Below are 12,557 nucleotides of genomic sequence, written 5' to 3' on the forward strand. Positions count from 1 at the left end.
CGGCGCCCGCCGGGATCCGGGTCAGTTGTCGCTACGGCACGGGCTGCTGCTGGGTGACGCAGTGGATGCCGCCGCCTCCCGTGCCGAGGCGGTCGATGTTCAGCTGTTCGACGGCGCGGTCGGGGTAGAGGCGGGTCAGCGCGGCCTTCGCCGCCGCGTCCGCGCGGGAGTCGCCGAAGTGGGCGCAGATGACGGCGTCGTTGCACAGGTAGTAGTTGGCGTACGAGGCGAGGAAGTCCGGGTGGGTGGAGCGGATCCTGTCGTAGTCCGGTCCCTGGAGTTGCGTCACGTCCATCGGACCGCCCCCGGCGGTCGTCGACCCGGTGAGGATGCGGAACTGCTGTCGGGCGTCCTTGGCGTAGGCGTCGTTGTCCGTCGCGAGGGGCATCTGGACGAGGGCCTCGCCCGGTGCGAGGAAGCGTGATGTGGCGTCCACGTGGTCGTCGGTGATGTCCTGCCCGTAGACGCCGTCGAACCAGATGACCTTGGACGCGCCGTACGCCTCGCACATCTCGGCCGTCAGCGTCTGCTCGGACATACCGGGGTTGCGGTTGCGGTTGAGCAGGCTGCTGCGGGTCGCCATCAGGGTTCCCGCACCGTCCTGTTCGATGGCGCCGCCCTCGCCGACGAAGTCAGCGGCGGTGAACGGGACTCCGGCGTACGAGGCGATGTGTCCGGCGACGCGTGCGTCCTTGCGATGGGTCTGCTTGTTGCCCCAGCCGTTGAAGTTGAGACCCACCGCGTCGAGGCCGCCGGCCCCGTCGGTGCGGAACACCGGGCCGGTGTCCCGCATCCAGCAGTCGTCGACGGGGATGGAGCTGATGACCGTCACCGACGTACCGCACAGCGAGCGCGCCCTGGCCGCGCTCGCGGAGTTGGCGCACATGACGACCGGCTCGTACCGGGCGATGGTGCGGGCGATCAGCGCGATGTCGGCCTGGATGCCGGCGAGGCTTCCTCCGCTCCAGATCGCGGTGCTGTCGGGCCAGGCCATCCACGTACGGGTGTGGCGGACGTCCTCCACGGGGACGCGGAAGGCGCCGGCGGCGGGGCGGCGGGCCGGTGCCGCGCCTGCCCGGCTCTGGACGGCGGCCAGGGCCGCGCCCGCGGCGGTCAGCCCGGCGGCCGCCAGGAATCTGCGCCGGTTGGGCCCGGGCGTCGAAGGTGTGCGGGGGGTGTCGGTGTTCACGTGATGCCTCCTGTGGTCTGCCCGCGAAGGACTGCGGGCGTTACGGGGAAGGCTCGGTGACCGGCTGTCACAGAGCCCTCCGGGCGGCGGCGATCCGCTCCGGATCCCAGCCGGGGTGCGGCAGGGAGTCCAGGAGCAGTCGTGTGTAGGGGTGCCGGGGCGCGGTGAGCACATCGGCGGTGACGCCCGCCTCGACGACCCGCCCGTGGCGCATGACGATGACGTCGTCGGTGACGTGGCGGACCACGCCCAGGTCGTGGGTGATGAAGAGGTAGCCGATACCGCTCTGTTCGCGGATGTCGGCGAGAAGGTTGAGGATCTGTGCCTGGACGGACACGTCGAGGGCTGCGACGGCCTCGTCCAGGACCAGGACGGCGGGCTCCACCGCGAGGGCACGTGCGATCGCGACCCGTTGGCGTTGACCGCCGGACAACTGCCCGGGCCTCGCGTCGGCCGCCCGCGTGGCGAGTCCCACGTGGCCGAGGAGTTCACGCACGCGACGCGCGGGGTCCCGGTCGGGGAAGTGCAGGCGCAGGGTCTCGCGCAGGGCCGATTCGACGGAGGTTCTCGGGTCGAGGGAGAGGTAGGGGTCCTGGAAGACCATCTGGACCTCGCGGGCGCGGGCGAGGCGGTGGGCCCGTCCGCGTTTCGGGGTGGACCGGTTCCGTCCGCCCACGACGACCTCGCCGGAGTCGGCCTGTTCGAGGCCCACGACGATCCGGGCGGTGGTGGTCTTCCCGGAGCCGGATTCGCCCACGATGCCGAGGGATCCTCCTCCGGGCAGGGTGAAGGACACGCCGTCCACGGCTCGTACGGTTCCGTAGGCACGGGTCAGGTTCACGGCCTGGAGTACGGGCTCAGACATCAGCGGCTCTCCCTTCGAGGTCTTCGTTGCCTTCGAGGTCTTCGATCACGTGTGGGGCCTCGATCCCTTCGAGGCGGTCGCTGTGATGACAGGCGGCCCGGTGTCCGGGTCGGTCCGGGATCGATCGGAGATCCGGCTCCTGCTGGTCGCAGGCTTCCGTGGCCTGCCGACAGCGCGGGGCGAAGGGACAACCGGTCAGGGGCGTACGCAGATCGGGCGGCTGGCCGTCGATGGCGGCGAGCCGGCCGGCGGGCGCGTCGAGGCGGGGTGTGGAGGCGAGCAGCGCCGCGGTGTAGGGGTGGCGGGGGTGGGCGAACAGGTCGTTCGCGGGGCCGCTCTCGACGATCCGTCCGGCGTACATGACGTAGACGCGGTCGCTGAGGGCGGCGGCCAGGTCGAGGTCGTGGGTGACGAACAGCAGTCCCGTACCGAATCGCCGCTGGAGCCGGGCGAGGAGGGCGACGACCTCGGCCTGGGTCGTGACGTCGAGCGCCGTGGTCGGCTCGTCCGCGAGCAGCAGGGAGGGGTCGCCCATGAGGGCCCCGGCGATCATGACGCGCTGGAGCATGCCGCCGGACACCTGGCCCGGGTACGTGTCGAGGATGGAGTCGTCGACGCCCACGGCGTGGAGGAGTTCGGTCGCACGGGCGGTCGCGTCGGGCCTGCTCATGACCTTGGGGAGGACGACGCCTTCGGTGAGGAAGTCGCCGATGCGACGCAGCGGGTTGATGGCCGCTCGCGGGTCCTGGAAGATCATGGCGGCCGTTCCCGCGCGCAGGGCGGCCACCCGCCCGGCGTCATCCCTCTCGCCGTGGACGACATGTGGGCCCGCGACACGGTCCCGGTGTTCGTCGAGGAGGGGGGCGAGGTCATCGGGGTCGACTTCAACTTCAACGGCTGGGGCGACAAGCAGGAGCACACGAACGACGCCCGCGTCGGCCGCACGCTGCTCACCAAGTACGGGATCCCGCGTGTCGAAGCCCCGCTCGTCGCCGAAGGCGGCTCCTTCGAGACCGACGGCGAGGGCACCCTGCTGATCACCGAGAGCTCGATCGTCAACGAGAACCGCAACCCGGGCCTGAGCCGGGACGACATCGAGGCCGACCTCATCGAGACCCTCGGTGTCGAGAAGGTGGTGTGGCTGAAGGGCGTGCGCGGCCAGGACATCACCGACGCCCACGTGGACAGCCTCGTACGCTTCACCGCGCCGGGCGTGGTGCTGCTGGACCAGGCCTTCCCCGGCACTCCCCCGGACTCCTGGTCGCGCGCCGCCGACCAGGCCAGGGCGGTGCTGAGCAAGGCGACCGACGCGCGCGGCCGACGCTTCGAAGTGATCGACCTGCCGCAACCCGACCTCGACAGGATCACCGGCGAAGGAGACGACTTCGTGTCGACCTACGCCAACTTCTACGTGGCCAACGACTCGGTCTTCATGCCCCGCTTCGGCGACCGCAAGGCCGACGACCGGGCCCGCGGAATCCTCCAGGAGCAGTTCCCCGATCGCGACATCGTGCCGGTCGTGATCGACACCGTCGCCTCCGGAGGCGGCGGCATCCACTGCGCCACACACGACCAGCCCGGCAAGCCGGTCGACTGACCCCCAGCCGCCGCGCGGAACGGTCGCGGCCGCGGCGAGACGGCAGTCACCCACCCGCGCCGGACTCGTCGCCTCGGGAGCCTCCTCCTCGTCGTGGGACCTCGACCGGTCGCGGCCCTGCGCAACCCGGCGGCGCGGAATCGAGCACGGCGGCCGACCCCATCGCCGCTATACCAAGCCGGTCTGACAACCGAGGAGCGATCGGCATCAGTTTCCGCCGCGTTCGGCACCTTGCCGCAGCCCGGTGTCATCCGCTCCGCTGCCGGCGCCCCTGCATGATCGCCGTCCCACCGAACCGCACCGTACGCCGCGGCACCTCACGCACATGGCTGGATCACGTCAGTCCGACCATCGGGAGCCGTCCCGGACTCCAGGCTTGTCGACATCAAAGGCGCCAATGGAGAGGGGTACGGACGTGGATGCTCTCGCAGCCGCGGTAGACACGCTTCTGGAAGATCCGGACGCATCGGTCGACGTGGACGTGCCGACCCCCGCCGAGGCCGCACGCGCTGTCCGGCTGTTCGATCAGGGGTTGCGCAGCGGCCGCGGGGTCCACCGCAAGATGGCCGAAGGCGCACTGCACGGAGCCAAGACGCTCTCGACCGACCGGCTTCAGGTCCTGTCGGAGTTCGTCCAGAACTCCGACGACACGGGAGCCGAGCAGCTGCGCATCCTGCTGCGCTCCGACCATCTGCTGATCGCCCACGACGGAGCCGGCCTGCACCTGGCCGATGTCCTCCCGCTCGGCATGCCCTGGCTCAGCGGCAAGACAGCCGACGCCGAAAGCACCGGCCGGTTCGGCATCGGGCTGTCCACGCTCAGGACTCTCACCACGGTCTGGGAGGTCCACTGCCACCCCTTCCACGTACGCTTCTCCGGTACCGGCCTCGAACCCGTGGCACCGCCGGAACTCCCCGCCGAGATCTCCGGACCCGAGTGGACCGTCTTCCGTATCCCGCTGACACCCGGCACTCTGACCGCGGGCCAGCTCCACGCATGGTTCGACGACTGGAACGACGCCTCCCTGCTCTTCCTTCGTCATCTCCGAAGCCTCGAGGTGACGGCCGGCGGGCAGAGCACCGTACTGTCCCTGATCCGGGCCGACGTGACAGAGCGTCGGCTCCTGATCGAGGGCGTCGAGCACGAGGTGAGTGTGCAGCACGCCCGGGCGACCGACGGAGCGCTGTGGCGGGTGTACACGGCCCAGGTCGAACCGCACCCCGACTGGGAGCGGAGCCACAAGGCACTGGGCCCGCTCGTACCCGTGAGTGTCGCGCTGCCCTTGGAGCACGGGGCGCACGGCAGCGTCCACGCGGGCCTTCCCGTGGCCCCGCTCGACCTGGCGGCCCGCGTCCACACCCAGTTCGACCCCGTTGCGAGTCGCGAGGGTTTCGCCAGCAGCCTCTTCAACACGCAGCTCGTCCCCGTGATCGCCGACCTGTGGACAGCCGCCGTACGCGACGTTCTGGAGAGTGTGGATCACACAGCGTGGCACCTCGTGCCCCTCGCTCTCCCGTCAGGCTCCGCGCCGGCAACCCTGCTCCAGGACCGGATCCGCACCGCGCTGCTCACCCGCGCACGGCAGTCACTCGCCGCCGAACTGGCGCTGCCCGTCGCGGAGGGCGGCCCCACCGCCCTGCTGACCGAGTTCGCGGTCGAGGAGGACGCGCTGTCGGCGGTCCTCGACGCCACCGATATCGCCCGGCTCGGCGAAGCCCCGTACACCTTGCCGGCCGCCGTCCGCGACCGCGCGGGCCGCTGGCGGGAGGTCCTCTCGGACTGGCGTGCGGAGGGTGCCGCGGAGCTGCGCCCGGAGGTGCGGGTGATGGACGCGCTCAGCCTGTTCGCCGACCAGGAGTGGCAGGACACCGCGCGACTCGTGCGGCTCGCCGCCGTCGCCGTCGAGGCGGGCCTCGAGCATGCGCTGGCCGGCCGGACATGCCTGGCCACCGCCGACGGGCGCCGGCTTCGGCCGCAACCAGCGGAGAACGCGTTCGCTGACGCGGCCGGCGGGACCACCGGCCCCTTGGACCTGCTGGGTGTCGTTCTGGACCTGCATCCCGCCTACGCGGAGGACAATGCCTGGGCCAAGACCGTCACCGCGTGGCTGCGGCGGCGGGACTGCCTGGTCCGCCGCGACGACACAGCGGCCGTGCTGAAGATCGTCTCCCGGCTCGGAAAGGCCGGCGGACGACTTGCCGACGGCGACGAGGCGACGGAGACAGCCCGGCTCGTCGCCCTGCAGCAGGCACTCGGCGACATGCCGAAGAAGCTCCGCGACCCGCTCGGTCCGGGCATCGGACGGGCCGTTCTCCTCAACGGGATCACGTACGACAAGGACGGAACCGAACAGTCCCGCCGTGTGATGCCCGGCGCCGCCTACCTCCCCCAGGCGTTGGAGAGCGCTGACGGAGACCGGTTCGAGGTCGCTGCGCGCAGGACTCCCGGCCTCATCTGGGTGCGCCGCTCCTACGCTCGAACGCTTCTCTCCGCCGCCCGGGCAGGCGGCCTGAGCAGGACGGTCTTCCTGCGCTTGCTGGGCGTGGCCGACGTGCCCCGGGTCACTGCGGTGCGCGAGAGGTCGGCGGACACCAAGACGTACCCGGGAGACTCCCGTCTCGGCCTCGCACGGTACTGCAGGTGGTCCGCCGCGGGCCGGTGGCAGCAGCTGATGGTTGCGGGAGCCGACCACACCCTGGACGACCTGACCAGCAGCGACATCGCCGCCGTGGTCAAGAACATCGCGGCCGAGACGAACGTGGCCGAGCGACGACGCCGCACGGCCGCCCTGCTCCGCACCCTCACCTCACTGCTGACCGCCTCGGACCAGGCCGTCGTCCCCATGGCTCGGGGCCACTACAAGTGGAACCTCAGGGGCGAGACGGCGGCCATCTGGGTATGGCTGCTCCGGGAGACCGCCTGGCTGGAGGACGGCGTCGGCCGACTCAGGCCACCGGCCGAACTCACCCTGCGTACACCGGACACAGAGGCCCTGTACGGACCCGAGGACCCCGGATACCTGCATCCGGAGATCCATCAGGCCCTGTCCACCCGCACGGAGGTTCTCACCGCTCTCGGTATCTCCGGCGACCCCGACGTTCCGCGGCTCATGGAACGGCTGCGTGAACTCCGGCACCGTCACGACGAGGCCGGAACCGAGGCCGACGTGCCGGACAGCCTGAGAGTGGAGGCGCTGCTGGTCTACCAGTCCCTTGCCCGACGCCTTACGCGCCGTTCGGCAGATGCGGCTCACACGGCACTGGAGAAGCAGATCCGCAACGAGTTCCGCTACGAGGACCTTGTCCTGACCGACCAGGGGTGGGCCGAATCGGGCAGGTGCTTCCAGGGGCCCGCGATCCTGCGTGGGTTCCGTCCTTTCGCCCTGACCGGGTCCGACATCGATCCCCTGTGGCAGGTACTGGGCATCCCCGAACCAGGACTCGATGACCTCATCGACGTGCTGAGGGAGATCTCCGGGACCGGCGCCATCCCGGACGCCGAGCAGGAGAGGGTCATGCTCGAGGCTCTGCGCCGTCTGCGGGACGTGATCCGCTCCGACGAGAAGCCCATGTCGCCCGGGCTGCAGAGCAGACTGCGGAGTCTGCCGCTGTGGACCACAGCGGGCTGGGTCAAGGGCAAGGGCCGAGCGGTGTTCGCCGTGGCCGACTCCGGGGTCGAGCGGGTTCTGACCAGCCGTCTGCCGCTCTGGAAGCCGGGCGGGAACGTACAGCAGTTCACGGCACTGTTCGGTGCACTGCACATCACACCGTTGGACGTAGCGGGCGCCCAGGTCACATACGAGCCCGGAGGCACGGACACGGCCGGGGACGCCCTCCTGAACCAGTCGGCGGACGCGAGACTGACGGAAGAGTTCCGGCGAGGAGTCGCCGCGCTCCAGGACCTTCTGGTACGCGACGAGCCCGAGACGGCCGATGCCTTCACCGGCTGGACCTGGCTGGCCGGCCTGGAGGTCCGGCTGCTCCCCGGCCTGATGATCCGCCTCGACCCGGGAGACGCCCACGCACCCATCGAGCTCCCTGTCGAAGCGCAGATCGACCGCGGTCGCAACACCCTGTTCCTGAGATCGAACGCGGCTCTGACCACCAAGGCGGGTGCGGGCACGGCCATCGCCGCCCACTTCGCGGAGGAAAGGTCGCGCGTGGGCCACAGCTGGCGGGATGTCTGGGAGGAACACCTGGTGGGGGCAGAGCCCGGGATCACGCTCACGTCGTCGGGACAGCAGGACCTCGCGGAACGGCAGCGGCTCGCCGAAGAACTGCACCGGCGCACACAGCGGACCTCTGTCCCGCCCCTGCCGAACGGTAAACAATCCGCTCAACGGGGCGCCGGCACCGGCCCGGCCGCCGTCATCCCGGCTCCCCGCAACGGTTCGGTGGCCGGGCCTTCGCCCGCGAACCCCGGATCCGGTTCCGTGCCCGGCCCACAGCAACCGCCGGCCGCACGGCCCCTGGTGGACGCGTCCACCTTCGACGCCCCGCCCGGCAGCATCACCCGCACGAGCACTCCGTGCGCACCGGCCGGCCTCCCTGGCGGTACCGCAGGGCCGGCGAACCCCTCGCCGGGCCGACACGGAACCCCGCTCCCCCGGCCCAGGCCCGGAGGGGCCTCGCCCCGCAGCCATGCCTCACCGCTCGGCTACGCGGACCACGACAAGGAAGAGCTCGTCATCCAGGCTCTTCGCCGGATCCTGCGAGAGCGAGGAGTCGAGCTGGACGACCAGCGGGGTGCGTCCGGCATGGGCGCCGATGCCTACGACTCGACCGGCCGCTTCTACGAGATCAAGGCCCACGGGGGTGTGGTGCCCGGCGAACTGACCCTGACACGCGCCGAGTTCGTCCGGGCCTGGAGCGAAGGCGAGAACTACACGCTCGTGATCGCCTCACACCTGGAGAAGGGCGCCGGCAGGCCGACCCTCCGCCTGGTGAACGACCCCGTACACCGCTTCGAAGTCGAACCCCCGACGGACGTCCGTCTCAAGGGCGTACGGGACGGAACAGTGGAAGCGACCGTGTACGAGTGGCCCGGCTCGGACCGTTAGAGTTTGGCGCCCCGAACAGACGCTCCACGATCCGGGGATGGCGAAACCGGGTCCGCCCTTCGCCGCGCTGGGCCCGGACCTCGCGGAGATCCGGGATGCCGCTGCGATCGCAGGGCTGAAGGCCGTGTTCGGGTCCGATCCCGCCCATATGGTCGGCCTGACGGAGCCCTCCGGCCGCGGCACGCCGCCGAGATCCAGTAGGAGAATCATGACCCGGCCCACTCCTGACCAGCTCCCTACCGCTCAAGGCCCGCCTCGCATACCTGTATCTCGGCGGTACGGCTACGACCCGGACCGGACTGAGAGGGCTCTCCCACTGGCAAGACCTTGCGTCCCTGTACCTCGACAATCTCGCGACGGCACTCACCGACGAGGACTGGCAGGAAGTCACACAACTCCCCGTGGTTCCTGGGGATCCGCTGGAGGTGACTGTGCACGACTCGCAGTCGACGCAGATCGCGGTGCAGATTCCGGTGGACGTGCCGAATGGGTGGCTGGAGGAGAACCGGCTGCGGCTTGAGCACGTGCGCAAGGCGATCGCGAAGAGATGACCCGATCACGTCTGGGCGACAAGGGCTACAGCTCGAAGGCGATCCGCGCCCGGCTCCGCCGCCGCGGGATCCCGCACACGATTCCCGAGCGGGCCGACCAGATCGCCAACCGGGCCCGGCGAGAAAGCCGAGGAGGCCGCCCGCCTTCGACCACGTATCTCTGGCAACCATGCGGGGGGACCGATGCCGCCAGGATGTACGCCAGATTCCTGCCGAACACGCCCCCGGCGTCGGCCGCCTGGCAGCAGCGTGTCAGTGAGGTAGCCGACGGCGCCCCCGGTGCGACGGGCGGGGACGTCACCCGAGAGCCCCACACCCACACCAGGCGCGCTGTCGCCGCACACGACCCCCCGTTCACCCGTTCAGGGCTACAAGCGCGGCGGACGTCACAGCGATAAGCGTGAGGGTGGCGGCGAACGCGGTCGCCGCGCGGGTGACGGCGGCGGGGTAGGAGCACTGATCGCGGCGTGCGAGGTAGCCGGCGCCGGCTGCCACGAGGACGGCGGCGAAGACGGACAGGGCAAGGCCGAGCAGGATCATAGCGGCGCGGTCGGACATAGTAACGAGCTCCTTGGAAACAGCAGTTGATGTCGTCATGCCGAATCTCGCGGAACTGCTGTTCAGCGTGGTTCGCGTGAACAGAAATAGACTTCGGTGAACACGCGACAGGCGCAGAGGGAGTGAGATGTCTCGAGACGGAGCGGCTCCGAGCCCTGCCGAAGCCCTCGAGGAATTGCGCAGGGAGTTGAGGGACGCGCTCGCCCGGACCGGGTGGACACAAGAGACACTCGGGCACTTTGCCGACCTCAAACGAACAACCGTCAACCAAGCCCTCAGCTCGAAGGTAGCCAAGCCCCCGTCCCGGAGGACGGTCACAAGGCTGATGAAGGCCCTCAAGCTCCAGGACAAGAAGGACTACTTGCTGGGTCTGCACACGGCTGCCGAAGCCACGAGTTCCAGAAACCTCACGGCCGAAGCACCCGCGCCGCTCGGCCTGTCCATCGCGGAACTGGACGACGCCTTCGCGGTGGAGCATCTGGAGGTCCACCGCAGCATCGACCCGGGTCAGCCGACCCTGAGCGCGCTCACCCCGTACATCAGCCGTGGCCATGACGTCTGGCTCGCCGGCAATGCCTTGAAGGCCCAGACCTCAAGTCGCATGGCGGTACTGGTCGGGGACTCGTCGACGGGCAAGACCCGAGCCCTGCACGCACTTCTGAAGCGCAAGCAGTTCGCCGAGTGGCGACTGCGGCAGCCCTACGACTCAGAGGGATTCCTCGCGGCGTATCACCGGGGCGAGATCGAGCCTCGGACGGTGCTGTGGATGAACGAGTCCCAGCGCTTTCTGGATGGTCCACGAGGAGAGGAAACCGCACGTGCGCTTCTGGGCCTACTGGCTGACCAGACAGTCAAGCCTGTGCTCATTCTCGGGACCTTATGGCGCGAAATGCACGCCACTCTGACGGTGCGGCCCGTACGCGAAGGGCTCGATCCCCATGCGCATGCGCGCAGCGTCCTGGACGGTCGCTGTCGCGAGGTACCCGAGAAGTTCGACGACGAAGACATGGCGCAACTGGCCCTGCTCGCGCAAGAGGACCGGCGTCTGGCCCTCGCTATGGAGCACGGGGGGCGGCAGATCCCCCAGTTCCTCGCCGGCGCCCAGGAACTCGTACGGCGTTTCGAGACCGCGCCGACCGGCGCCAAAGCGGTGATCCGGGCGGCCATGGACGCACGGCGTCTCGGGCATGGCCTGCTGATCGGCGATGCGTTCCTGCGAACCGCTGCTCCCGGCTATCTCACCGATCAGCAGTGGCAGTTACTGGGTGAGAATTGGTTCGAGGAAGCACTCCAGTACGCAGGGAAGGAGTGCAAGGGAGTCCCCGGCCCCCTCACGCCTCACAAGCCCCGCCCCGGGGAGGCATCGCCGTCGGGCGCGGTCTACCGGCTCGCCGACTACCTGGAGCAGTATGCCCGGGACACCTTCCGCTACGAAATGGCTCCGACCGGTTTCTGGACCGCCGCTGTGCACAGCGTGACCAGTCCGCCCGATCTCGTCGCACTCGCCGGCTCTGCCGAAGCCCGGCTCCTTCTGAGCCACTCGGCACGGCTCTACCGTGCCGCTGCGCAGGCCGGGCTGCCTCACGGCTGGGTCCACCTCGGCAAACTGCACGCACGAGCGGGCGACTCCGACGGGGCCACCCACTTCTTCCGGACCGCGGCCGATACCGGGGAATTCCGCGGTCACCTGGAACTGGCCCATATACGCACGAAGGCCGGAGACACCTCCACGGCTCTGCGCCTCTACCAAGCCGCGGCACGGATCGCGGCGGCCACTGCCGATCCCTCCGAAGCCGACCTTCTCGTGGTGACTCTGGCTGATCCCCTCGCCAGGGCGGGAGACTTCGAGGGAGCGGAGGAGCTGTGCCGTGCCTTGATCGCCCGCGGCGGCGACCACCAATGGCTGTGGTCCTATGCGGCGAGACTGCGCCTGAGTGCCGGAGACCGAGAGGGGGCCGAACCGCACGCGCGGGAAGCGGCTCGCAGGGGTGACGGCAACGCGATGCTCAAGCTCGTCGACGGATGGCGGTCGGCCGGAGACGCGGCCCGAGCTGATCGTCTGTACGACGAGATGATCGACCTCAGTACCCCGCTGGATCTGGGGGAATTGGCTTCCTCGCTGGAGAAGGAGAGCCCGGGGCAGGCTGAACACCTGTATCGGATCATCGACGAGCGAGAGGGCAACGGTGCCACAGCCTTGTGGATCAGAGCTGCCCGCCTCCTTGAAGCCGGGGACCGCTCCGAGGCCGAACGGCTCTTCCATGCCTCGGTCGACGCCGGGGACCCAGCCGGGCTGTACAACCTGGGCAGCTTGCGCCTGGAAGCCGAGGACTGGGGCGGAGCCGAGCAGTACGCGTTGCGTGCCGTCGCCGAGGAAGGCAGCAATCTGCTCCTGAACGAACTGGACCTGGCATATCGGCACACCGGTCAGACTGACCGACTCCGCGCGCTGTACCAGCAACTCATCGAGGCTGGTCACTCCGAGGCTCTCACGGGCCTCGTCCGGCTATTGGACGAGGCCGGTGAACATGCCGAAGCCGACCGCCTCGCGTTCAGATCGATCGCCGCGGGTGAATCGGCAGTGCTCTGGATGCTGAGCCGACCCGACAACCCGCGCCACCAACGGTTGCTCCAGTACGGCCTTGAGCCCGACGGCAGTATCGCCGACCCGTGGTGGTGAGAAGTCCTCACCCTCCGCGAGTCGGCCAAGAAGCGCGCTGACGTTCGTACGAGGGCAA

Annotated in this window: 7 protein-coding genes and 2 pseudogenes; 5 read left to right on the forward strand and 4 right to left on the reverse strand. The window is 69.7% G+C overall.

Annotated elements, in window-relative coordinates; translation table 11 throughout:
* Positions 1-31 precede the first annotated feature (31 nt).
* From IE272_RS19775 to IE272_RS19785, 3 genes are all read right to left on the reverse strand, one after another.
* The gene (locus tag IE272_RS19775) at positions 32-1,189 is read right to left on the reverse strand and encodes an agmatine deiminase family protein (protein WP_190007392.1); all 1,158 of its coding nucleotides are present in this window, start codon (positions 1,187-1,189) and stop codon (positions 32-34) included.
* A gap of 67 nt (positions 1,190-1,256) precedes the next feature.
* The gene (locus tag IE272_RS19780; RefSeq protein WP_056699482.1) at positions 1,257-2,054 is read right to left on the reverse strand and encodes an ABC transporter ATP-binding protein; all 798 of its coding nucleotides are present in this window, start codon (positions 2,052-2,054) and stop codon (positions 1,257-1,259) included.
* Positions 2,047-2,841, reverse strand: coding sequence for an ABC transporter ATP-binding protein (locus tag IE272_RS19785; protein ID WP_308433861.1), 795 nt, complete (start codon positions 2,839-2,841; stop codon positions 2,047-2,049). The genes IE272_RS19780 and IE272_RS19785 overlap by 8 nt, the downstream gene beginning before the upstream one ends.
* Before the next feature lie 9 nt (positions 2,842-2,850).
* On the opposite strand from IE272_RS19785, the pseudogene IE272_RS19790 reads away from it, so the two are divergent.
* The 4 genes and pseudogenes from IE272_RS19790 to IE272_RS38740 all read left to right on the forward strand — a co-directional run.
* Positions 2,851-3,651: pseudogene (locus IE272_RS19790) on the forward strand (agmatine deiminase family protein); the annotation flags it as partial.
* A 415-nt stretch (positions 3,652-4,066) separates the two neighbouring features.
* Positions 4,067-8,710, forward strand: coding sequence for a sacsin N-terminal ATP-binding-like domain-containing protein (locus tag IE272_RS19795; protein ID WP_050357626.1), 4,644 nt, complete (start codon positions 4,067-4,069; stop codon positions 8,708-8,710).
* A gap of 299 nt (positions 8,711-9,009) precedes the next feature.
* The gene (locus IE272_RS38735) at positions 9,010-9,261 is read left to right on the forward strand and encodes a DUF5959 family protein (RefSeq protein WP_257140403.1); all 252 of its coding nucleotides are present in this window, start codon (positions 9,010-9,012) and stop codon (positions 9,259-9,261) included.
* Between the two features lie 11 nt (positions 9,262-9,272).
* Positions 9,273-9,410: pseudogene (locus tag IE272_RS38740) on the forward strand (IS5 family transposase); the annotation flags it as partial.
* 205 nt (positions 9,411-9,615) lie between these two features.
* Here IE272_RS38740 and IE272_RS19800 read toward each other — a convergent pair.
* A complete protein-coding gene (locus IE272_RS19800) occupies positions 9,616-9,819 on the reverse strand; it encodes a hypothetical protein (protein ID WP_050357627.1) in 204 nt (67 codons plus the stop codon).
* 325 nt (positions 9,820-10,144) lie between these two features.
* On the opposite strand from IE272_RS19800, the gene IE272_RS19805 reads away from it, so the two are divergent.
* Positions 10,145-12,499, forward strand: a complete 2,355-nt coding sequence (locus IE272_RS19805; RefSeq protein WP_050357628.1) for a tetratricopeptide repeat protein — start codon at positions 10,145-10,147, stop codon at positions 12,497-12,499.
* Positions 12,500-12,557: the final 58 nt, after the last annotated feature.

This window comes from Streptomyces anulatus (assembly GCF_014650675.1).
In the GTDB taxonomy this organism is placed as follows: domain Bacteria; phylum Actinomycetota; class Actinomycetes; order Streptomycetales; family Streptomycetaceae; genus Streptomyces; species Streptomyces anulatus.